Annotated in this window: 18 protein-coding genes; 2 read left to right on the top strand and 16 right to left on the bottom strand. The window is 53.4% G+C overall.

Annotation, left to right across the window (positions count from 1 at the left end):
- Positions 1 to 11 precede the first annotated feature (11 nt).
- A complete protein-coding gene (ldcA, locus tag RYZ59_RS18910; RefSeq protein WP_318050090.1) occupies positions 12 to 926 on the bottom strand; it encodes a muramoyltetrapeptide carboxypeptidase in 915 nt (304 codons plus the stop codon).
- 98 nt (positions 927 to 1,024) lie between these two features.
- Between ldcA and emtA the strand changes: the two genes are divergently transcribed.
- Complete coding sequence (gene emtA, locus RYZ59_RS18905; protein WP_040232326.1) at positions 1,025 to 1,636, top strand: membrane-bound lytic murein transglycosylase EmtA; 612 nt, start codon at positions 1,025 to 1,027, stop codon at positions 1,634 to 1,636.
- A gap of 11 nt (positions 1,637 to 1,647) precedes the next feature.
- On the opposite strand, the gene ycgR is transcribed toward emtA, so the two are convergent.
- On the bottom strand, positions 1,648 to 2,382 hold the full coding sequence (gene ycgR, locus RYZ59_RS18900) for a flagellar brake protein YcgR (protein ID WP_137381652.1): 735 nt from the start codon (positions 2,380 to 2,382) through the stop codon (positions 1,648 to 1,650).
- Positions 2,383 to 2,583: 201 nt separating this feature from the next.
- Here ycgR and RYZ59_RS18895 point away from each other — a divergent pair, with 201 nt between their 5' ends.
- On the top strand, positions 2,584 to 2,838 hold the full coding sequence (locus tag RYZ59_RS18895; RefSeq protein WP_114681720.1) for a GlsB/YeaQ/YmgE family stress response membrane protein: 255 nt from the start codon (positions 2,584 to 2,586) through the stop codon (positions 2,836 to 2,838).
- A 772-nt stretch (positions 2,839 to 3,610) separates the two neighbouring features.
- Here RYZ59_RS18895 and RYZ59_RS18890 read toward each other — a convergent pair.
- From RYZ59_RS18890 to RYZ59_RS18825, 14 genes are all read right to left on the bottom strand, one after another.
- A complete protein-coding gene (locus RYZ59_RS18890) occupies positions 3,611 to 5,581 on the bottom strand; it encodes a TonB-dependent receptor (RefSeq protein ID WP_318050085.1) in 1,971 nt (656 codons plus the stop codon).
- 23 nt (positions 5,582 to 5,604) lie between these two features.
- Positions 5,605 to 6,462: a ModD protein gene (gene modD, locus RYZ59_RS18885; protein WP_318050084.1), complete on the bottom strand. Its 858-nt coding sequence runs from the start codon at positions 6,460 to 6,462 to the stop codon at positions 5,605 to 5,607.
- Entirely contained in the window at positions 6,459 to 7,271 is an 813-nt protein-coding gene (locus RYZ59_RS18880) for a class I SAM-dependent methyltransferase (protein WP_318050081.1), read from the bottom strand. The genes modD and RYZ59_RS18880 overlap by 4 nt, the downstream gene beginning before the upstream one ends.
- Before the next feature lie 9 nt (positions 7,272 to 7,280).
- On the bottom strand, positions 7,281 to 8,042 hold the full coding sequence (locus RYZ59_RS18875; protein WP_318050079.1) for an ABC transporter ATP-binding protein: 762 nt from the start codon (positions 8,040 to 8,042) through the stop codon (positions 7,281 to 7,283).
- Entirely contained in the window at positions 8,039 to 9,025 is a 987-nt protein-coding gene (locus RYZ59_RS18870) for a FecCD family ABC transporter permease (protein ID WP_202038461.1), read from the bottom strand. The genes RYZ59_RS18875 and RYZ59_RS18870 overlap by 4 nt, the downstream gene beginning before the upstream one ends.
- Positions 9,025 to 10,047 carry an ABC transporter substrate-binding protein gene (locus tag RYZ59_RS18865; RefSeq protein WP_318050076.1) on the bottom strand — a complete coding sequence of 341 codons (1,023 nt, stop codon included), beginning with the start codon at positions 10,045 to 10,047 and terminating at the stop codon, positions 9,025 to 9,027. The genes RYZ59_RS18870 and RYZ59_RS18865 overlap by 1 nt, the downstream gene beginning before the upstream one ends.
- A 207-nt stretch (positions 10,048 to 10,254) precedes the next feature.
- On the bottom strand, positions 10,255 to 11,967 hold the full coding sequence (locus tag RYZ59_RS18860) for an alpha,alpha-trehalase (RefSeq protein WP_318050073.1): 1,713 nt from the start codon (positions 11,965 to 11,967) through the stop codon (positions 10,255 to 10,257).
- Positions 11,968 to 12,139: 172 nt separating this feature from the next.
- On the bottom strand, positions 12,140 to 13,570 hold the full coding sequence (gene dhaM / locus RYZ59_RS18855) for a dihydroxyacetone kinase phosphoryl donor subunit DhaM (RefSeq protein ID WP_318050071.1): 1,431 nt from the start codon (positions 13,568 to 13,570) through the stop codon (positions 12,140 to 12,142).
- Between the two features lie 10 nt (positions 13,571 to 13,580).
- Positions 13,581 to 14,213, bottom strand: a complete 633-nt coding sequence (gene dhaL, locus RYZ59_RS18850) for a dihydroxyacetone kinase subunit DhaL (RefSeq protein WP_318050102.1) — start codon at positions 14,211 to 14,213, stop codon at positions 13,581 to 13,583.
- Between the two features lie 11 nt (positions 14,214 to 14,224).
- Complete coding sequence (gene dhaK, locus RYZ59_RS18845; protein WP_318050069.1) at positions 14,225 to 15,295, bottom strand: dihydroxyacetone kinase subunit DhaK; 1,071 nt, start codon at positions 15,293 to 15,295, stop codon at positions 14,225 to 14,227.
- Between the two features lie 276 nt (positions 15,296 to 15,571).
- Complete coding sequence (locus RYZ59_RS18840) at positions 15,572 to 17,683, bottom strand: hypothetical protein (RefSeq protein WP_318050067.1); 2,112 nt, start codon at positions 17,681 to 17,683, stop codon at positions 15,572 to 15,574.
- A gap of 38 nt (positions 17,684 to 17,721) precedes the next feature.
- Positions 17,722 to 19,581, bottom strand: a complete 1,860-nt coding sequence (locus RYZ59_RS18835; protein WP_318050065.1) for an STY4199 family HEPN domain-containing protein — start codon at positions 19,579 to 19,581, stop codon at positions 17,722 to 17,724.
- A gap of 396 nt (positions 19,582 to 19,977) precedes the next feature.
- On the bottom strand, positions 19,978 to 21,252 hold the full coding sequence (locus RYZ59_RS18830) for a Glu/Leu/Phe/Val dehydrogenase (protein WP_318050061.1): 1,275 nt from the start codon (positions 21,250 to 21,252) through the stop codon (positions 19,978 to 19,980).
- Between the two features lie 322 nt (positions 21,253 to 21,574).
- Entirely contained in the window at positions 21,575 to 22,543 is a 969-nt protein-coding gene (locus RYZ59_RS18825; protein WP_318050059.1) for a spore coat protein U domain-containing protein, read from the bottom strand.
- Between the last annotated feature and the right edge of the window lie 2 nt (positions 22,544 to 22,545).

Raw genomic sequence — 22,545 nt, 5'->3', positions numbered from 1 at the left:
ACAGGCTTTTTTTACGATTTAAGCACCGGATGACCGGAGATTGTGAGTTGACTGCCGTTTTTATCATTTTTCAGCACGGCTTTGGCCCCTAAAGGTAAGGTGACGGTGCGTTGTTCATGGCCAAAATCGAGGCCGCTTAACAGTGGAACCGATAATTTGGCACGCAAAAACGCGCACACTGAATCAAGACTATAACCGGCATCATAATCATTAGGCGCACTGCCGCTAAAACTGCCGAGAATGATGGCATTCTGGCGGGAGAGGACCCCAGCATGATAAAGTTGCAGCAGCATGCGCTCGATGCGAAACGGGTGCTCGTTGATATCTTCCAGCACCAGAATACCGTTCTCAATGGCGGGCATCCACGGCGTCCCCATCAGCGAAATGAGCATCGCCAGATTTCCGCCCCACAGCGTGCCTTCGGTAGCGCAATCCGGGCCATGACCTTGCCAGTCGAGGGTAAATTCGGCATTGCGTAAAGCCTGCCAAAAATGGTGCTCGGTAAAGGCGTTCATTTCTTCGGCACCGAAGTTAGCCGCCAGCATCGGACCACTAAACGAGATGACATGACTCTTCGCCAGCAGCCCGCACTGAATGGCCGTGAAATCGCTGTGACCACACAGCAGGAGTGGGTTCTGTTGCTGGCGAACGGCCAGCGCCTGCCAGTCAATATCTGCCAGCAAACGGCTTGCACCGTAGCCGCCGCGCACCGCCATCACAATAGTATCAGGCGTTTTTAGCTCAACGAGTGAGTTCACATCCGCCAGACGCTCGGCTTCGGTACCGGCAAAACGCTGACAGCGACGGGCAATGACGGCAGTGTTATCGACCTGATGACCGGCCTCGGTAAGACGCGCAAGCCCACGTAATGCTGCCTGCTGGTTGATACAGTAGCCCGACGGGGCAATTAAGTGAAACCGGGACATGGCATTTCCTTGCTACAACTAAAACCAAATGTATATCATGCCGCGTAGGTATGTCGTTGTCACCTCAGCGACAGGTTCCGGCTATAAGGATAGATGACGTGAAATTGAGATGGTTTGCTTTTTTGGTTGTAATACTTGCGGGCTGTAGTTCAAAACAGGATTACAAAAATCCGCCATGGAATGCAGAAGTTCCGGTTAAACGCGCGATGCAATGGATGCCTATCAGTGAAAAAGCCGGTGCGGCCTGGGGCGTTAGCCCACAATTGATTACGGCGATTATCGCTATTGAATCAGGGGGTAACCCCAATGCAGTCAGTAAATCTAATGCCATCGGTCTGATGCAGCTTAAAGCCTCTACCTCCGGGCGGGATGTGTATCGTCGGATGGGATGGAGCGGAGAGCCGTCGACCAGTGAGCTGAAAAATCCAGAGCGCAATATCTCCATGGGGGCGGCGTATCTGAGCATTCTTGAAACCGGTCCGCTGGCGGGAATTGAAGACCCACAGGTGATGCAATATGCGCTGGTGGTGTCATATGCGAACGGTGCCGGGGCGCTGCTGCGGACGTTCTCCTCTGACAGGAAAAAAGCCATCAGCAAAATCAACGATCTGAGTGCCGATGAGTTTTTTGAGCATGTTGTCGATAACCATCCTGCGCCGCAGGCTCCACGTTATATCTGGAAGCTTCAGCGAGCGCTGGATGCGATGTAAGGCGCGTGATATTACTCGCGTACTTTATTCGACTTTTCCCGAGCCTCGCGCTCAAGCGAAAAAATAATCCGCTGTAAATTCCGCTCCACCGCCGGGCCGACGTTGAGAAAACGAAAGCTCAGGCGGGGAGTGGTGATGGTCTCATTTTTCCCGTCGATCACTTTTCGCTCGGTAATTGAAATGAGCTGGGCATCAACGTGGTACACGCCCCATTGTTCCATATTCAGTTCAACCTGCGAGAAGCGCATACCTTCGACCAGCCCCTCCGGTGTAGCCCCTTCTAATAGCGCGCCCATGCCGCCAAGAGACAAATCGAATAAGCGGAAATGCAGGATACTGTTGTCCGGCATCTTCGCCTTGCAGTGATAGGGCGGGTGTAACGGCGCACCGATGCGGAAGTATTCCCGGCGCTGGACGAACCACAGCGAAGGTGGCAACGATGAGACAAAGGCTGGCAATCGTTGATACTCGCCTTTTGTCAGTTGCGGGAGGGTAAACTCCACCTTGGCACCCTGCGTTTCGGCGATAATTGAGATCTGGCTGGCGCGTTGCACGGCCTGGTTTTCATACTCCTGACTGCCAAAATCCATGATCAATTCGTCCGGGCTGACAGCAAGAATTTTGCTGATGAACTGACCTCCCGACCAGGAGATACGCAGTGGAACCTGCTGTGAATTTAAGTCCCGGAGAACCCCTAATACTGCGAGCGGGTTTTGCTTCAGGAACTGCTCATTGTAGTTACTCACACCTAATGACTCCTGGATACCTGGCTTATCGTTGGGTTATCGGCATAGCGAGACGGAACTTAATACAAATGGATGAAATTTTTTACTCACGCCAATGAATTAAGTCTGAGTGCAAACAGCAGGTAGCGATGGCTTGCCTATACTTAACGTGCTGGCGCAGGAATGTCTTGCGTATGCGTTCACTGGAAAGAGGGCCTGAAAATGGGAATTATTACTTGGATTATTTTTGGTCTGATTGCGGGGGTTATCGCCAAGCTGATTATGCCGGGGCGTGATGGCGGCGGATTTATCCTGACCTGCATTCTCGGTATTGTCGGTGCTGTGGTCGGTGGGTGGCTGGCAACGATGTTTGGTATCGGCGGTGATGTCAGTGGGTTTAATCTCCACAGCTTCCTGGTGGCCGTGGTCGGCGCGATTGTGGTACTGGGTGTTTTCCGACTGGTACGACGAGATTAATCAAACGGCCCCCGAGCAGTAATGCCGTTCAGTTAAGCATGTCTGGTGAACATGTGATTCTTGCTCAGAGTTCCGTTCACCTTAGTTGTGTCATTTCTCTGAAGCGCAGATACCCGTGAACGTGCAAGGGAGGCTCACCGCCGCCTCCCTTGCATCCCAGGCTCCCGGCGGGAAAATCGTCGCTACGCGAGCTATTCGTCTTATTCCGTCTGCCTGTCGGGTCGGGGCCGAGCCTGCATCCATGCAGGCCGTCCCCTCTGTCCGCATCCCTGCGGACAGCCCCGGTCAGCCGTCAACGCCTCATCGATTTTCAGCCGGAACCAGAGTCATCGCTTCAACTCTCAGGCTTCCAGTTAAATCTGTTTTGCTGTTTAAACAAAAACGCAGAAGGTGAGGTGCGGGCTGGTCCGGCTGAAAATTGCCGACGTGTTTCCGTAAGGCCGGGAGAGCCAGCATGGATGCTGGCTCAGGGCGCGTTTTGCAGGGATGCTATCTCGCGCCCGACCCGGTAGCCTGAAGGAATAAGCGGAGGGTATTGCGCAGCAACAATTTTCCCGCCGGGAGCCGGGATTGTAAAGGGCGTGGCGGAGAACGCCCTTTACACGTTCACAGGAGCCGGCGTTTCAGAGAAGCGATGAACATGAGGTGAACGGAACCCTTTCTCTGAGAGTGCATATTCATAACTTCTACCCTCACAGGCGATACTTTCTGAAACTGAGGCGTTAACTGAACAGCATTACCCTGAACGGGGCCGTTTCTCTGTATCGCTAAGTCAGAACTGATACTCAACCCCGGCCCAGTAATTGCGACCTTCTTCGATAAACCCTTCGCTGTAGACGTACTGTGTATCAAACAGGTTGTTGACCGACGCGTTAACGCTAAAGCCATGTCCGATGGTGTAATCTGCCCGGAGGTGGGTAATGGCGAACCCGGCCGCTTTTTGTGAGCCATCAGAATTGCTATAGCTTGAAGAGCGGGCTTCTTCGGACAGCGTAATGCTGAGTGGGTCCCACGGTTTCAGCGTCATCCAGGCGGTCAGGGTTTGCGTTGGCAGGTCGGTAATCTTGCCGATGTCGCTGCGTTTAACGTCAGCATGGATAAGACCGTAGCTCAGCCCCACATCCAGCATGTCAAAGACCTTACCTTTGATGCCTGCATCCAGGCCGGTGTAATCCACCCGACCACTGTTTTGGTTCTGAATCGTGTCGGCATCAATATTGTGGGACAGAATCGCATCGGTAATGCGGTTGTAATACACGCTGGCTTCGAATCCCCAGTTCTGGGTGAACGAACCGTTCCACGTGAGATCGACGCTACGGGCGCGTTCCGGTTTTAGCTGCGGGTTGACCAGCGCTATCTGGTTATAAGCCGGTTTTGACGTGGTGTAGCGCTCTTTCAGTGTGGGGAAGCGCGTTCTGTCAGAGTAGGACAGCGCTAACGTGTCAGAATTTTCAAAGTGGTATTTGGTCATTACCTGCCAGTTAAAGGCGGACTGGTCGTTGTCATCATAATGGGTAACGCTGCCGTTTTTCTCGTGCTTCATCCCCTCTACGCTGTCACGCCAGTCGTAGCTGATACCTGCCACCACATCGACATTATCCGCAGCAGCCCATTGATATTCACTGGCGACAGACCAGGTACGATCTTCGTAGCGGTCATAAGCGGCATTCGGAGCCCCTTTTTCGCGATGAACGTCGTCTTTCCAGTTCACGGCGAAAGAGAGCAGGTCGTTTTCCCGCATATCAGCGGAAAGCTGCAGACCTGCGACGTCGCTGTAGTCAGAATAATGGCTGTAGCTGCCTTTCTTATTTTTCAGATCGGCAAGGGAGTTGTACATCATCAGCGTATTTTCAAAGGTGTCGCGATACAGGCGGCTTTTCAATGTAAAGCGATCGCCCAAATGCGTGGTGCCCTGATAGTAATAACTTTCTTTATCATATTGCGGCCATTGCCAATAACGCGATTTCTGGCTGCTGGTTCCGGCATACGGCGGGTTATCTTTTTCGCCGTCCTGATTAATGTAGGTCAGAACATACTCATCATCGCCGCGTGGCGTGAATCCCAGTTTCACGATGCCGCGTTTATCATCGGCTGATGAGTTAATCATCTTGCCATTGCTGCCCGCTACCGGGTTATCAACACCATGAGGTAATCCGAGGAAATCCTGTTTTAGCTGGCTACCACTGAGCTGGATATAGCCGAGATCGTTGCTGGCACCGAACGACGCGTGCATATCATGGGCATTGTCTTTACTACGGCTCCAGCCCTGACGATACCCCAGTGAGCCCTCAATCGGCTTGGTGGGCTTTTTGGTCGTGATGTTGATAGCGCCGCCCATCTGGTTCGGCCCCTGTAGCAAAGATGAGTAGCCTTTAGAGACTTCGACAGAAGCGATATCGGATGTCAGAAAACGACCTAAATCAAGGTTGCCATCGTAGGGGATGTACACCGGAACACCGTCGAAAAAGACCGGGACCTGACGGCTGTCAAAACCGCGGACCTTCACTTGTTGCTCATTACGGTTACCAGATTTTTGCAGCACGACGCCGGGAACGACGCTTAGCGCCTGCGCCACGTTTTGTTTATCCAGTTGCTGCATCGTTTCCTGGCCGAGAACTGTCGTGGTTGCGGCGGAGGCCGGACTAGACCAGACGGTCATGGTTTCGCTTTCCTGCCCAGCAAAAGCACCTTGCGCGAAAGCAAACGACAGGGCTGTGTAAAGACAACTTTTGTTGAAATTCATTATTTATAGTCCATTTATAAATGTTATATGCCACGTGCGTCCGGGCTCAGGCTAACTTTGATATCCGCCGGTGGGGCGTAGTAAGGCGCGGAGGTGATAAAGAGCCTGATGCCACAGTCGAGATAACTCGCCAGTGAGGCGAGGGTAATGCCGCCAGTCAGCGCCAGCGTGCAATGGGGGGCCAGAGAAGGAGCCAGGCGAGCGATGTCTGCTGCCTGCTCAGGGGTAAACTTATCGAGTTGCAGCACATCAGGCGCAGCATGTAGCGCGGCCAGCGCCTCATTGGGGGTATCGGCTTCGACCACAATCTTTTTTTCTGGCGCATGGGCGCGGAGTTGCGCGATTGCTGCGGCCCAGTCGTGCGGATCGGCAAGAAAGCGGCGATGATTCGCAAACAGCAGCACGGTTTCGGCGCATCCTCCGCGATGGATAATGCCTCCGGCGGCAAGGATCGCCTGGGTCGCCAACAAACGCGTGCCGGGAATGGCTTTGCGGGTACAGGCAATCTGCCCGTCGGGATAGCGTTGGCGTAGCTCGTTCAGCATCTCGTCGAGATAGCGCGATACGCCGCAGCTCCATTCCAGTACGTTCTGTACCGCTTTCCAGCCCTGGTGCAGCGCCGCCGCGTTACCGTGCGCGCGCAGAAGTAACTGTCCGGTGTTCGCCCGTTCGCCATCGGGCACAAGGTCGGTAACGGTCAAACCCAGTGATGTCAGCATTTGTCTGGCCACAGCGGTTCCGCTCACGCACCCGCCCTGGCGGTGATAAAAATCCATATTCCCCGGCTGTTCGCCGATACCTAACGCCCGGGTTGTTAAATCGCCGCCCTGAATATCCTCCAGCAGCAGCGCATCGACTTGCGCCTGTGAGACGTAGATCATTGCAGCGCCTCCCGCGGTACGCTGTCCCACCAGATAAGCGCCCAGTCGCGACTGGCGGGCGCGATGGTGCGAGGGTCCTGCTGATGGTACCAGTGCTCCAGACGCTCAATTTCGTCTGTGCTCAGTTCCCCCATGCTCCAGCGCACGTTCTCCAGAAAACGTGCCCAGGTGCTGTTGTCCTGCTGGCAGTTGGGTCCACGGATAAAATCAACATGTGCGTGAATGCCCATCTGATACAAAACATTCAGGGCATAGATATAGTTGGGAAGCTCAATCACCTCGCGCCCCAACGCACGCTGAATCGTAGGTGATACAAATGAGGAACTGACGAGATGGGTGGTGTAAACCCGTAGCCGTGCCTGATTATTCAGTTTGGTCATGGCCTGGCGCATATCGGCAACCAGCGTCGAACGTGAGGCAACGGCAATATCACATTGGGGTAGGTCGTCCCAGTGTGCTTCCCATGCGCGCTGCACCCACTGTACGTGGCGCGCGCCCATCTGCCCGGCACGGCGAGCGGCAACGCTCAGCATTCCCTGGCTGTAGTCAACGCCGTAAACGATCGGCATTTTTTTGGCCAGCGCCAGCGCAACCGTTCCGGGGCCGCAACCCATATCAAACAGTGACTCCGCGCCTTTCAGGTCAATCTTGCTCAATAACTGGAGCAGGTAGCTGTCGGTTAATGAGGCGCAATTCTCTGCCATCTTTTCCGCGCGTTTGTCCCAGTGTTCTGGTTTTTTCTCGGTTCGCTTCGCCAGAAGTAACTGTTTGCGGTACAGGTCAGCAAAATCAATGTCGTCAATGAGCATCGTGATTCCTTAATCGTGTGAGCCAAAGAGATGATGGGCTATTTGTGAGGGGGTGACCCGATACAGGGTGGCAAGACGTTCAGCAGCCAGTTGGTGTTCTGGCCCCCCCTGTGACACCAGACCGTCTGGCTCGACGCGCACCACGCTGTCGGCAATGGCACGCGCATGCAACGGATGGTGGGTCGACATCAGCAGCGCCATGCCAGAATCTTTTAGCGTGACCAGGGTGTCGAGCAGTCGGATTTGGTGACCAAAATCGAGGCTGGAAGCGGGTTCATCCAGCAGTAAAAGACGTGGACGTTGCGCCAGCGCACGGGCAATCAACACCAGTTGGCGTTCACCACCGCTAAGAGTGTTCCAGCGCCGTTGCGCGAGATGAGGGATTGCCAGCACGTCCAGTTGTTTAAGGGCGATGTCGCGTTCTTTGACGCCGGGAACGGCAAATGCCGCCATTTGCGGGGCTAGCCCCATCATCACCATATCCAGAGCCGTGAAGGCAAACGCACCGTCATGTGCCTGAGGAACCCAGGCGATGGCGGCGGCGCGTTCACGGTCGCTGAGATGATTCACCGCGATACCGTCAAGCGTAATCTGGCCAGCAAGCGGTTGAAGAACGCCAAGAATGGTACGCATCAGGGTGGTTTTCCCGCTGCCATTGGCGCCAATCAGGCAACAGATTGACCCTGGCGCGACGCTAAACGAGACATCGCGCAAGACAGGGTGCCGGGAATGGTAGCCGAGAGACGCATGTTGTACGGTCAGCAGCGTCATTGTCGGCCTCCCCGGAGCAGAAGTAACAGGAAGAAGGGGGCACCAATAAATGCGGTCAGGATACCCAGCGGGATTTCCGTGCGGCTCAGGGTGCGGGCAAGGGTGTCTGTCAGCAGCAGTAAAATAGCGCCGATCCCCATCGAAACGGGCAGTAGCCGTTGGTGGTTGTTCCCACAAAGCAGTCTGCCAATGTGTGGCACCACCAGCCCAATCCAGCCAATGATTCCGGCAATCGCCACAGTACAGGCGGTGATAAGCGTGGCGCAGATAATCAGCCAGAGCCGCAGCCGGGATACGTTGATGCCCAGAGAACGGGCTTCATCATCCGAGAGGGTGAGCAAATTCATGCGCCAGCGTAGCAACAACAGCGGCACCAAACCGGCCACAATCAGCGGTGCGGACAACCACAGGTCGTGGGCGGTGATGGTCGACAGACCACCGAGTAGCCAGAAGGTAATCGACGGTAGTTGGGTATACGGGTCAGCCAGCGTTTTGATGAGCGAAATCCCTGCGCCGCACACCGTACCCAGCGCAATGCCGACCAGTACAAGGGTGAGTACCGGATCGTGGCGTTTTACCCGCTGGGTAATGAGCCACACGCCCGCTACCACGAACAGACCGCCGACAAACGCATACAGTTGAATAAACAGGATCGGTAAACCCAGCAGGATGGCGGTACAGGCCCCTAAACCCGCCCCGGCCGCCACGCCGAGAATATCCGGCGACACCAGTGGGTTGCGGAACATACCCTGATAAGTGGTCCCTGCGCCCGCCAGTGCCGCACCCAGCAGCAATGCAGCCAGAATGCGCGGTAAGCGAATCTGCCAGAAGACGATTTTGTCCTGTGTCGGCACGTCTGGATGGCCAGCAATGAGGTTCATCACCTGCTGGGCATCCAGACGGTATGCACCTGAAACCGTTGCGACGATGACACACGCGGCAATGGCTGCGATCATCAGGATACTCAGCGTTGTCATTCTCATCAGCGTGTCACCAGCTTCTGAAACTGTGCATCGCTTAATGAGGTGTGCCAGAATAACTCTGCGTAGCGCTGCATATCGGTCTTAAAGTGGGTTTCAATTTTGGGGTCAAGCCAGGCGTGCAGGCGACGCAATCCCAGCAACCGGTTGATGCCCGGCGGGGCGTCCAGCCAGCCAAACGGCAGTCCGCTGAGAAACAGAATACGTTGCTCAGCAACGGCTTTGACCCCTTGCCAGACGGGATCTTCTCGCAGGTACTGTGCGGTGACTGCATCCTGAACCAGAATAATATCGGGCTGCCAGTTCAACAGATTTTCCATGGATACCTGGGTCAATCCATGTCGTCCCGGGATTTGCGCGACATTGTGTAATCCCAGTAACTCTGGTGCTTCGGTATGCAGTGAACCCTGCAAACCGGTTTCCAGCCCTCTGGCACCGCGTGCGGCATAAAAGCGCAGTTTTGCTGCGGGGGAGTGCGAAAACGCATCTGCGTCATCAATAAACCGACGGGCCAGTGCGGCCTGTGCAGAGGCCCGTGTTGCCATTCCCAGCGCGGCCCCTGCGGCTTGCAGTTGCGCCGGGGTTTGTCGGAGCTCGCCGTTAATCAGCAGCCACGGAACGCGCGTTTGCGCGTTGACCTGCCGGGCTTGAGAAAGCCAGGTTTCATCAGCATTGCCGCAGTCAACCACCAGATCGGGTTTCAGCGCTAACAAGGCCTCCAGTGACAGGGTGCTGGCGCGTCCTGCCAGTCTTCCCAACTTCGGTAACGCCAATATGTCATGATGGAATGGCACTGCGGCCTGGTGAGAAAAATCAAAGGATGAAAATCCCACCAGTTTTTCCGGGGCGACAGCCAGCAATAGCATATCGGCAGGTGCTCCGGCACTGACGACGCGCTGGATTGCATCGGGTGACGGCGGAGAACCGACAGCAACGGTAAGCGGCGTTTGGGCAAGGGCCGGAAAATGGCGTAACAGCAGCGCAGATGCCACGAGCTGGGCAAACATCCTTCTTGTCAGTGGCATTATGTTGATCCTGAACAGTGATAAAATCGCTATATATTTACATATACAGCGAATAAAAACATGTTCAGAATCAATTTCACACGGATGAAAACAGGGGCTACCCCATAAGGGCTAGACGCAATGGATACACCTGAAATGGAGATTTATGGCACCAAAAAATCCGCGACCAGGCGCGGATTTAGAGGACGCTTAAGACACCAGAGAAGATTAGGACGTCGGTTGAGTCTGCTTTTTGGCCTCGGAAGGCGTGTGACTGGCGGGGGCGGGGCGCGTTGCCGGTACGTTGTCGCAGGGTTTATCTTTAGCACATATCAGATCGAGCATTTTTAGCGTTACGCCGTTAGTCCAGCCGAAACCATCCTGTAGCGGGTATTCGCCACCACCGCCGCCGGTTCCTGTGCTGCTCACGTCATACTTCTCAACCAGTTTTTTCTCACGATCGTAGGTGTGCTGCACATTGGTGAGGAATCGCCAGGTGACATCCATGGCGACATCATTTTGGCCATAGTTCTGTAATCCCGATGCAGCGACCCACTGTAACGGCGCCCAGCCGTTGGGGGCATCCCACTGCTGGCCGCTTTTCACCGACGTGGTGGCAAGGCCGCCAGGTTGCAACAGATGCGCCTGAGTTGCTGCTGCCACCTTGCTGGCGCGATCTTTCGCTGCCGCATTCACAAATAAGGGGAACAGTGCGGCGGCAGTTAACTGATTACGGACTTTGTGGCTCTTCAGATCATAGTCGGCATACCAGCCTTCTTTGTCATTCCATAACCAGGTTTCAATGCCTTTTTGGCGGGCATTGGCAAAGCCCTCGTACTGCGCTGCTTTGGCATCGTCACCTGCGGCTTTGCTGGCGAGAGCGATCATTTTCTCCATCTTGTATAACAACGCATTGAGGTCGACGGGCACGATGCTGGTGGTGCGCAGGGTACTTAGCTGGTTGGGGTTATCCATCCAGCGTGAACTAAAGTCCCAGCCGGATGCGGCGGCTGAGCGCAGGTCGCGATAAATTTCAGTGGCAGGGCGGTTCGGGTTGCTTTTCGCGGTGGCAATATCTTCAACCCAGGATTCAGGTCTTGGCGTATCGCGGTCATCCCAGTAGCGGTTTAAAAGGGTGCCATCAGCCAGTTTGACCACCCGTTTATGCTGTTGACCGGGCTGAAGCGCTTCGCCTCCTTCCATCCAGTAGCTGTACTCTTTTTGCATCTGCGGGAGATATTTTTTCAGCGCGTCGTTACCGTCATGCTGCGCCAGCAGTTCAACCATAAAGGCAAAGAACGGCGGCTGCGAACGGCTCAGGTAGTAGCTTCGGTTGCCGTTAGGAATGTGCCCCCACGAATCAATCTCGTAAGCGAAGTTGGCCACCATATCAGAGACCTTGTCCCAGCGATTGCTCTCGGCCAGCCCCAGCATGGTAAAATAGCTATCCCAGTAATAAATCTCACGAAAACGCCCGCCCGGCACTACATAGGGTTCTGGTAGCGGCAGCAGAGAGTCCCATTTTTCGACATCGGTCGTTGAGCGAGTGAGTACCGGCCACAGTCCGTCAATATGCTCGCGGAGTGATTGCCCGGCCGGGGGGACGTATTTCTCACCCTCTTTTGGCAACGTGAAATTCACTTCCACAAAATGGCGTAAATCAAAGCCGGACTGATTTTTCTGCATCCGATAATCAGCGAGGATCATCAGCGGATCGCTGTTAGGCACTGCGTCGGCAAAGGTTTTCTGATCGGGAAATAGCTTTGCTGTCTGTACATCATTGAACAATGGGCCAAGCAAAATATCAGGAGGAGAAGGCGTAGCGGCAGGTGAATCCTCAGCGTGCGTAGTAAAAGAGGCCAGAGCAAAAAAGGTGCTTGCGAGCGTCAGTTTTATCGCCACTGACAGCAGGCCTGGATGGCGAATGGCGGGCGTTATCATTGGTTAATCTCCTTAGCGGCGTGCCGAAGCTGCGGCATTTACCATGAGAAAACCTTAGTTCAGGATCGACCGTTGCGCGTGATCCGCCCCCCATTTTGCGATTAAACAGACATTTCCTGACGGAGGAAGTGAAATAGCCCACCTTTTACAGATAACGGGTGGGCTGTAGGTATCAGACTGCGAGGATCACCCGATTTGCTGCACCGTCCAGAGTCAGAGCGTCACCCATCTTGATAGCATCGAGGGTTTCGCCTTGTTGGCATACCCAGCACAAGCCCATCTCGCGGGCGATAATCGCCGAGTGGGAGGCTTCGCTACCGGCTCGCAGGCAGATCCCTTTGATCGTGAGCGGGTCGAGTTGCAGCACGGTAGACGGATAGATGACATCGGCGACCAGAATGGTCGGTCGAATAAACGCGGGGATATGTGCACTTTCGCCGGTTAAATGTTGCAGCGTACGGGACAGCAAATCCTCAATATCAATGTATCGCGCCTGTAAATAAGGATCGTCGAGTTGCAGATACTGCTGACTCAGATCGCTCAGTACGTTATGCCAGGCGTAGGCTGCGCTACACTGCTCTTCGCGCATCAAATCACAGGCCATATCGAAAAGCTCAGGATCGTCGAGCAGCGTGTGATGACCAGAGAAAATGGCGGCGATATCAGCGGAATATTTCTCCTCTGCCAGCGCGGTTAAATCACTCAGGTCGTCGAGTGTGCGTTGAATGGCCGCTTTTAGCCGCTGCTGCTCGTCCTGCGCATCCGCGGCGGGGCGATGGGTGACTTCCGGTGAGAACGGCGTATAGCAAAAGGCCGTACCCGTTGCCAGCGCTGGCACCGGTACTGCGACGCTTGCAGCGCGTGCTTCTGCGACGGACTCGCCAAAATTCTCAGCCGCCAGCTGTTTAAACGCAGCCAGCGCCGCGTCTGCCTGTTCACCTTTGGCAATCAGGCGCAGCGTGTCATTACAGCGCACCTGCAGCAGCGCTATCTGATTCAGACTGTCAGGAACGACGCACTTGCCGTTTTTTTCCAGCCACATGTCGGCATTAAAGCCAGACAACGTGGAGACCAGCCGTGATGCCGGGCGAACATGTATACCGTTGGGGTTTTTTACGGTCACGGCAACCGAACGGGCATCCGCGTCGGGTGACAATTCAGTTGGTGCGGTCTTCGCGACAGACGACGAAGGTAAACCCAGTTGCTCACGCTTGGCGTCGAGGGCATTCATGGCATCATTGATGACCCGATCGATATCCGCGCCCGCCGCAGCACTGACGGTCGCCGCCAGCGTACCTTCAACCAGCGGGGCAGCGCACAGACGCACCTTGGCGGCGATCGCCGGGTCGAGCAGATCCAACGCGGTTTCCGCACTCAGTAGCGCGCTGCCAATATCCATCATCACCAGCACGTGATCCGTGTCTGCCACTGACTCAATGGCCTCCATCACTTTGATGGGGTCGGTGCCAATGGGGTTCTCAGGATCGTCAATGCCTGCGGCAATAGCGAGTTTACAACCATCACCCATTAACATCTGTCGGGCTAACGCACCGACGCCTTCGCCCAGCTGGGCGCTGTGAGACACAATAACCAGGTTTACCATCGTTTTATCCTTACTCTCTGGAAGCCTGCGCCAGCATTTGCATCATAAACATAACGGACGTTGCGCCGGGGTCCTGATGCCCAATGCTGCGCTCACCAAGGTAGCTGGCACGGCCTTTGCGCGCCTGCATGGTGATGGTACTTTGCGCCGCGGTTTCTGCCTGGACGCTTGCCGCCTCCAGAGCGGCCTGTACGCTCAGCTTTTGCTCGCTGGACTGGCGCAAAGATTCGACGACGGGTATCCAAACGTCGCACATGGTTTTGTCACCCGGTTCGGCTTTTCCGCGGCTAATGACACCTTCCGCGCCATCACGCATCATCTGATACAACTCGTCAACCGTCAGGCTTTGATGGGCCTGAGTGACCTGCGCGGCGCGGATGAAAAAGGTGCCGAACAGCGGGCCGCTGGCGCCACCGACGCTTGAGAGCAGCACCATCCCGGTATTTTTCAGAATAAAACCGATGTCTTTATCCGCAATAGACGGGAGCTTTTCGACCACTTTACTGAAGCCGCGGTGCATATTCAGACCGTGGTCTGCATCGCCGATTTCCCGGTCAAGGCCGGTAAGAAAATCGCTTTCGGTGGTGAATATTTCGCCGCAGCGATAGAGCCAGTTAACAATTTGTGTTCTGGTGAGGGACATCATGAATCTCCTTATTTACCCCAGTTGAGTGCAGGGGTGTGAACCGGTGCATCCCATAAGCTCAGCGTTTCGTCATCCACTTGTAGCAGGGTGATTGAGAAACCGGTCATGTCCAGAGAGGTGCAGTAAGAGCCAATCAGGTTACGCTCGATGACAATACCGACATCCTGGCAACGGCTTTCAAGGCGGTTATACACGCCGAAGAGTTCAGACAGTGGTGTCGCACCGAGATTATTGACCAGCGCAATCACGCGATCGCCGCTTTGTAGCGCGCGTTTGCTTTCTTTCCCTTCCTGCCATGCGCCCTGAAGGTGATCCCAGTGACGCAGCGTACGACTGTAGTTGCCGTTTTCCAGCAGGGTGTCAAACATTTCATCCACAGTTTGATCAAGCGAAGAGAATGGACGGCGGTCAATGCCGGGTTCGCCGTGGATACCGACGCCAAACTCCATTTCGTTGTCCTGTAGAGTGAATGACGGTTGACCGGCCGCCGGCACGGTACAGGCGCCAATGGCAATCCCGATGGAATGACCCTGGTTGTTCAACTGGCGTCCCAGCGCTGCGCAGGCATCCAGTGAGTCTCCACGTTCTGCGGCCGCACCGACCAGTTTTTCAATCAATACCGTATTTGCCACACCGCGACGACCGGCGGTGTACAGACTGTCTTTCACCGCCACGTCATCATCCACGACCATCGTGGTGACTTTGACGCCGCTTTCATGCAACAACTCGGTTGCCGTTTCGAAGTTAAGAATGTCGCCGGTGTAATTTTTGATTATCAGCAGTACGCCTTCGCCGCCGTCAATTTGCATGGCACATTCAAACATTTTATCCGGCGTTGGCGAGGTGAAAATTTCACCTGGACAGGCGCCGGAGAGCATACCCTGGCCAATGTAGCCGCAGTGCATTGGCTCATGGCCGCTACCCCCACCGGAAAGCAGCGCCACTTTGCCCATCACTGGCGCATCCGCGCGAGTGACATACACCGGGTCCTGATGCAGTGCCAGAGAAGGGTAGGCTTTTGCCAGCCCGGCGAGTTGTTCGTTCAGTACGTCTTCAACACGGTTGATCAATTTTTTCATTGTTTATGCTCCGCAGACAGTCCTGAGATGGCTGCACATATCAGGCAGACATCTGATGTAGGGTATCGGTTTGTACAGCGCCACGGCGACCTCTCGCTGCCGATAAGGTAATTTTGCACACGGGTAGTCAAAAGAAAATTGATGTGATTGGCGTTTCAATACGGAACATTAGCATCTGGTAATGTTCCGTATTGAAACGTATTGGTGCATAAAACAGCGGAAGTGAGAGATGCGGCAAGGTTTATGCTGACGGCATCGTGAATAAAACGTTATTTCTTACTCCTCCTTGCCATTAAAATCGAAAAACCAGAACAAGATAAAACCAATGAAACCAAAAATGAGCAGAATAGCCAGGGTATAGACTTCATATCGTGCGGCATCTGCAGCAATCGCCTGTAACGTGTCGATTGCCGGGGCTGGCTGCTCTTTGAATAGCATGAGTTGCCATTCATAAAGGTTTGTTGTTTTTATCTCTTTAATCGGTTCCCAAATATGGTTAGCCGCTGCGCCGAGTGCTAAAGCGGAAAACAGTGCGCCGTATATGCGTTGACGTTTTTCCTGACGCTGACTAATCGCCTGGCGCATGAGCTGATCCAATTGCTCTATCTGCGCCATGAGCTCCTGGCGTTGTTCAGACAATCCCCACTGCCGTGAGAGATCGTCACTCAGTTGGTTATGTAGGGCATCATTGCCGACCAAAGCACCTTTATTCATGGCTTTTAGCGCCCGGGCCTTGGTTTCCAGCATCATTTCGGACCAGTCAGATAGACGACGAATTTTGCCCTTTCGGTTGTGCATTTGCTGCGATTCGAGCAGATCCTTGAGCCACTGCTCAATCTGTTGGCCAGAGTTCGCCAGAAAATTTTCATACTCATGGCTGACATCCGCGACTGAACTGGCCGCTTTAATCAGTATCGCCAGATGTTTATCCTCTTCTTCGCGACAGAAGAACGTGACGCCATGACGGTGAGCGACGACCAGAATATTGCTGTACCACTGGCTGCAGTACTCGCTGGCGGGGGGCAGATCCGCAGGGCTACGGACGACGCGCGTGCTATCGCTCTGTGCTGCCAGCCAGGCATGGAAGGTGGGGGTGTCGATCATACGCATCAGCGGCACTATCGTAATATCACCGCCCTCCGGGATACGATGCTGATAGACACGAATACATTTACCCTTTGTGCGGCAATCAAGTTCGGGTAAAGCTATTGGCACAATGGCGTTATCAAGGTAACGGGTAAAATAATTTTCCCAGATTGCGGGCAAAACGTCTTGTTGCCAGGTCAGTTTCGAGCCGGGCTCTCCGGGCGCAAGCTGCTTCGGTGCCGCAATGAGCGTCATTCTGCCTTGATCGTCGTACCAGGGTTGGTTCGGTGCTCCAGGGATTAATTTATCGCTTCCGGCCAGGCGATAACTTTCGAGAAAACGCGGCGTATCGTGCGGGCGTAACCCTTGCCAGGCCGCATCTTCACGTTGTTCCAGAGCGGACCACAGGGCATCAAGGCGCGTCCCCTGAATGGGGTTGAGTGAAATAACGATATCATTGCCCGTGCCCACTTCTTGCGGGCGATAAATGGCCAGTAACCCAAATCCATTGTGCGTCCAACTGCGTTCTTTGTCGCAGCGCGCGAGAATTTTCAGCATCCCGGAAGGGAGCGTTTCGGTGATAAACAGTGCATCAACCACCGTTTGCCGCCGGCCTGTGCCGAGGTCCAGCAGGAGTTGGCAGGTCACCGAGCGCTTGATAACGTGTTGGTAAATCTGTTGCTCATACGCCAAACTTGCGACCGCACTTGCATAACATTGCGTGTGCATGGGCATAATGCCTGCGGTGGGGTCGGGGTTGGCTATTATCATATCGCTCAACAGGCGCAGGCAGGCCAACATGTTGTGACGAACAACGGCAGTATCATCCAGGGATTGCTCGCACAGGCTGCTATGCGCGAGTGCGGATAACAAGCACGCAGCAGAACGCGTCGTATCATCACCATCCAGGTAAATACCGCTTTCCCATGCGGTGACGTATTCCAGCCACGGATGTGTTGATAGCGACAGCGAACCAGCGGCATCGAGATGGTTCAAAAACAGCAATAGCGTAAAACAGGTATCCAGAGAGAAATCTTCAATAACGATTCGTTGTATTCCCTGGACACTTGAGAGTTTGCTGCGCCATATAGTCCATTGACGATCGTCAGCATTTGCCACCAGTTCACTCACCGAATTGTAGTGACCTGCACGGTATCCTTTGTTATTGAGCGCGACACCCTTATGGCTTTCCGTATCATTGCCGTCGCCCAATCCGATCAGCAGGCTGCCTGCCGGTGCATCACGCTGTGACGGATTGAACTCGAAAGTAAACTGCGGCCATGCATTGTTGAATGCGAACATATAATTCTCTGTCGATGAATGTGTTGGTGTATCGCTCATTATTTGACTACGTTATAAATGACCCGTTGTGAGCGACTCCAGTTATCGCCAATCGCAATATTGGGTTCATGATTTTCTTGTTTTACGCAGTAGTTCTTAACCAGGCTGTTTAACTCTGCCCCGTTGAGCGTGCCGAACATCAGACGCGTATTCAGTTCTTTCAATAACACATCGTGGAGTGAATAGGTGGTAGGTCTTTGCAGTGAAAACTGCGCCGCGTCAGCCAGTAAGTCACGCGCATTATCGGCCATCAAACGGCGTTCACAGCGACCCGCAGGTTCATTTTTGGCCATTTCTTCATCGTAAGCTTTCTTCTGGGCTTTCTCAAAATTAAGCGCTCTGTCGAGTTCCGCTTTAATACCCTGAACATCCCTGGCAGAAGAACAGAATGTTTTTAAATAACGAATCTGTATGGGGGTCAGCGTGCCATTGTGGTCCGCTTGCTGACGTAATTTACCGGCCATTCTGAGGCAGCCGTTTTTTTCATCCATCAACGATGCTGATTGTAATAGGACATTCAACGTTTCCTGGCGATCTTCCTGTAATGCGGCTTCGGCATAATACAGTTTCCAGCGCATGCCTCCGGCAAGAAACAGATTGACAACCTGGGTATCACCGCGGTCGATAGCGGCGCGAAGATTTTTTTCATCCCAGGCAATGCCAATATTCGCCAGTTCTTTACGCGGATCGTTACTGGTTTCTTTTTTCGCACCGGCAACCGTTTTACCCACTTCCCCGAGATCGCTACGGATGGACTCCGTATTCACCAGCGTCTTGGTTGAAGTTCCGAAAGTCAGCACCGAGCCAACAATAAGGACGGCGATACCGCCCAGCACCCAGACTACATACTTGCGAATGATGTCCGTACGCGTTTTGATTACCTCAAGATCTTGAGCCTGAGCCACCAGATTATCTTTTATTTCCTGAACGTCGCCGCCGAGATCTTCAATCTTTTGGCTGGTCCGTTCGAAATAGCGAGCAACCTCAGCATTGCTGTCATCAAAAAAGCGATCAGGGTTAACTTTTACCCGACCTTCATCGAAGGCCTCCTGTACCGGCTCAGTAATTTCTCGGTAATAGTAATTCACCAATGTTGTTTGGACGGAGGTTACCCGCTTATGATGTGCAAGACGGTTGCGAATTACGCGAATATCGTCAAGAAAGGTGTTCAGTGTTGTACGTTTATCGTTAACAAAGCTGAGCAACGGGGTATATTGATAAAGCGGAGAATAGTGGATGGGATATTCGTTTTTATCAATAAACAGTGAGGCGAGTTCACTGAAAAGGGTCCCACTCAATACGTCATCACGATCGGCAACGTTCAGCCATTTTTTCACACGTTCCTGACCAAATAATTTGTTTAGGTGCTCAAGTAGGGCTTGTTGGTTATTGTACGCTTCATTAATTAAACTACGAATGGTCAACTCTAATGCCCGTACCTGCTGCAAACTACGTAACTGCTTTTCTTCGCCTTCGTTATGCAGCGTCGTTGAATAAGTTAATTGAGGTTGTTTTTCTCGCAAATATTCGAGCTGCCACAAAAGACGCAACGCGGCAATGGTCAGATTTCTGTCCGCAGGCTGGCCATCTGTATTTCTGACGAGCCATTTTTTCAAGGTTCTAAGTGCCGCAAGAAAGCTCGCCATTTCCTGCTCGTTATAGTTAAACCGGGCCGCTACGCTGTTCCAGTTGCCCAATTTCTCTCGGGCTTTATCAAGTAAATTATAAAACGTATCAGGCGAGAGCTGCGTGGGGGCTGGCATACCCAGCAGGGATAAGATTTGTGGAAATGCGCTGTCGAAAAGAGACAGGCAACGAGTAAAATCGTTGTGCTCAGAAGCAGATGAATGATCGACCATTATATTCTCACGTGGTTATTCGCTGAGTTTTCCCGGCCCGATCTAATCGCACTGTGTCAGGCAACTTTCCCTGCAGCCAGAATGCCATAATTCGACGATTATTCGGGATTTTTAATCAGTTCGTCAATATATATGCGGGGCGTAATATTGGTAGTAGACATTGCAATCAATAATGCGTTGTCACGCGTTCTTAACGCAAATTATGGTTGCTGCTCTGGGATTTAATGTTTATTGGCTAACAAAATGCGCAGATATTGGGTAAGTAAAACGCAGAAAGCGGGGCGGATGAATCAGGCGACTATGCGCCAATAATGCCACAAATAATGCCGCATTATTGGCGTAACTCACGACTGGCGTTTATCGTCGGTCAAAAACGTTGGCGTATCGGCCTTCGTATTATCCCGGATAAATACCACGGTCTTTACGTGCCAGCAGGATACGCTCGCAGGCCACAATATAGGCGGCAGTGCGCAATGGGCAGGATTTCTCCGCCGCTTTCTCCCACACATGAACCATCGCATCGGTCATGATTTTATCCATGCGATTGTTGATCTCTTCTTCGCTCCAGAAGAAGCTGGCCATGTCCTGAACCCATTCGAAGTAGCTGACGGTGACGCCGCCTGCGTTACATACGACGTCAGGTACCACGATGATACCGCGGCTTGCCAGCATATCATCGGCATCCGGGTAAGTTGGGCCGTTAGCGCCCTCAAGCACCAGTTTGCAGGTCAGTATTTCTGCACGCTGACGGGTAATCTGTCCTTCCAGCGCGGCAGGGATCAGGATATCCATCTCCACGCTCCAGAAGGCTTCGCTGGCGATCGTTTCCGCCCCCGGGAAACCGGCAATCTGTTTGTGCTCCAACTGCCAGGCGGTCAACGCGGTCATGTCGATCCCGGTGGTGTTAAACAGGGTGGCAGTGTGATCCTGAATGGCAACGACGCGTGCGCCAGCACTGGCGAACAGGCGAGCCGCTTCACTGCCGACATTACCAAAGCCTTGTACCGCTACGCGTGCGCCTTCGACGTCGATGTTGGCACGACGAGCCACTTCCAGACCGCTGACGAACACGCCACGACCCGTTGCTTTATCACGACCCAACGAACCGCCAAGGTGGATAGGTTTACCGGTGACCACGCTGGTTACGGTGGTGCCGTGGTTCATGGAGTAGGTATCCATCATCCATGCCATCACTTTGCCGTTGGTGCCGACATCCGGCGCAGGAATATCTTTTTGCGGCCCAATGATAATGCCGATTTCGCTGGTATAGCGGCGGGTCAAACGCTCCAGTTCACCTTCAGACAGCGAGAATGGGTCGACGCGAACGCCACCTTTGGCACCGCCGTACGGCAGGTTCAGTGCGGCACATTTGATGGTCATCCAGGCGGAAAGGGCCATCACTTCATTAAGATCAACATCAGGATGATAACGCACACCGCCTTTTCCCGGGCCGCGGGAGAGGTTGTGCTGTACACGATATCCTTCGAAATGGCGAATAGTGCCGTCATCCATCTGCACCGGAATATCGACAATTAGCGCGCGTTTCGGGTGGCGCAGGGTATCCACCCAATGGGAAAGTTCGCCCAGGTAAGGGGCCACACGCTCGATTTGTTGCAGGTAGGTATTCCAGGCAGATGTGCTGCTATCTGAAGCGTAAGATAACTTATCCATGATAAACCTTAGTTATAAAAGTAATATGTTCTTAATTTGGCCGTGGTATACAGTGGATCTCACCATATAAACTTAAATTTAACATTTTTTTCAAGAAACGGCCTGCCCTCCAGCCCCTTAATAGCCATAATAAAAACGCGTGAATTAAGCGTTAAGTGAATAATTATCTATTGATTTTGCGAATGTTTGCGATCAAGTCGCGATTCAGACATTTAATATGCATGGTGCATGAGAATGACTATTTGTCAGATTTATGATGTACCTCTAAAAGTAAACAATATGATAATTATTTGTGTTTTCTTGATTGCATTTTAGCGGCGCGTCAGTAGGTCACTGAGATAGTGACGGTGTCCGCATAGTTGTCGGGCGTGTAGTTCGCGCTGGGAACGGTGGCATACACCGAATATGGCGTAGCTGAGCCGGTGCCAGTGCCTGTAACGGTATTGAGCGAGGTGTTGCCCCACACGGTACCGGAAGGCCCTGGCGTTGAGCTGAGCTGATAAGGGACTTTATCGCTGTTTGCCCCCGTTCCGCTCATCACACCGCTGCCTGCCGTATTGCCGTTGGAGGGTTGTAGTCCAATGGTATAAGGGGTGTTATTGGTGCATGCCACCCCGATGGTATTTGATGCTGTCGCATTGCGCTGAGTTGCCTTCACCGGGGAGAAACTAATGTTAGTGGCCGAGGTGATATTGCACTGTTTGCTGACAGTGGCTGATACGGTGAAGGGGAGTCTGGCGGCAACGGTATCACCACACGTGGTGGGCGGAATAACTAATCCAGGGTTGAGGGTGATAAGCGCCGTGGCTGCCGTATAGCTGTCCTGATAGCTTCCGGGGACTGCAGAGGTTTGCGGAGTGACGAGCTGAGCGGATACGGTCAGTGAACCGGTCACCGGGAGCAAATTGAGCAAGTTAAGTTGTACCATGGGAACTGAGGTTCCGCTCTGATACTGACTCCCCCAGATTTTACTGTGCCCGGCGTCCTGATATAGCTGGTAGCTCAACGTTCTGGCAGGTGTTCCGCTTAACGACATATTCCGTGTTGCCACCTGACCGCTGACGGCCGATGCGCCAATATTAAAACAGAGGTTAATCCCCGCCAGTACGTCGGTCACTTCTTTTGCACAAGTCCAGGTAAAGGTCATTGAGGTCGTTGCACCTGATGATGACAACGGGTCCACTGTACCAAAACTGATGGGTTGGACGTTACTTACGGAGCAGGTTACCGCATGGCTTATCCCTGGACAGGCGAGGAGTGCTGCGATAAACAGCAACTGTCTTAATCTCATGA

Origin of the sequence: Citrobacter sp. HN-141, assembly GCF_033341895.1 — a bacterium.
Lineage (GTDB): Bacteria > Pseudomonadota > Gammaproteobacteria > Enterobacterales > Enterobacteriaceae > Citrobacter.
This window is presented reverse-complemented; position numbering and strand designations above follow the sequence as displayed.

Coding starts and splice junctions, on each gene's coding strand:
- ldcA (WP_318050090.1), bottom strand. CDS start 926: ATGTCCCGGTTTCACTTAATTGCCCCGTCGGGCTACTGTATCAACCAG.
- RYZ59_RS18895 (WP_114681720.1), top strand. CDS start 2,584: ATGGGAATTATTACTTGGATTATTTTTGGTCTGATTGCGGGGGTTATC.
- RYZ59_RS18890 (WP_318050085.1), bottom strand. CDS start 5,581: ATGAATTTCAACAAAAGTTGTCTTTACACAGCCCTGTCGTTTGCTTTC.
- modD (WP_318050084.1), bottom strand. CDS start 6,462: ATGATCTACGTCTCACAGGCGCAAGTCGATGCGCTGCTGCTGGAGGAT.
- RYZ59_RS18880 (WP_318050081.1), bottom strand. CDS start 7,271: ATGCTCATTGACGACATTGATTTTGCTGACCTGTACCGCAAACAGTTA.
- RYZ59_RS18875 (WP_318050079.1), bottom strand. CDS start 8,042: ATGACGCTGCTGACCGTACAACATGCGTCTCTCGGCTACCATTCCCGG.
- RYZ59_RS18870 (WP_202038461.1), bottom strand. CDS start 9,025: ATGAGAATGACAACGCTGAGTATCCTGATGATCGCAGCCATTGCCGCG.
- RYZ59_RS18865 (WP_318050076.1), bottom strand. CDS start 10,047: ATGCCACTGACAAGAAGGATGTTTGCCCAGCTCGTGGCATCTGCGCTG.
- RYZ59_RS18860 (WP_318050073.1), bottom strand. CDS start 11,967: ATGATAACGCCCGCCATTCGCCATCCAGGCCTGCTGTCAGTGGCGATA.
- dhaM (WP_318050071.1), bottom strand. CDS start 13,570: ATGGTAAACCTGGTTATTGTGTCTCACAGCGCCCAGCTGGGCGAAGGC.
- dhaL (WP_318050102.1), bottom strand. CDS start 14,213: ATGTCCCTCACCAGAACACAAATTGTTAACTGGCTCTATCGCTGCGGC.
- dhaK (WP_318050069.1), bottom strand. CDS start 15,295: ATGAAAAAATTGATCAACCGTGTTGAAGACGTACTGAACGAACAACTC.
- RYZ59_RS18840 (WP_318050067.1), bottom strand. CDS start 17,683: ATGTTCGCATTCAACAATGCATGGCCGCAGTTTACTTTCGAGTTCAAT.
- RYZ59_RS18835 (WP_318050065.1), bottom strand. CDS start 19,581: ATGGTCGATCATTCATCTGCTTCTGAGCACAACGATTTTACTCGTTGC.
- RYZ59_RS18830 (WP_318050061.1), bottom strand. CDS start 21,252: ATGGATAAGTTATCTTACGCTTCAGATAGCAGCACATCTGCCTGGAAT.
- RYZ59_RS18825 (WP_318050059.1), bottom strand. CDS start 22,543: ATGAGATTAAGACAGTTGCTGTTTATCGCAGCACTCCTCGCCTGTCCA.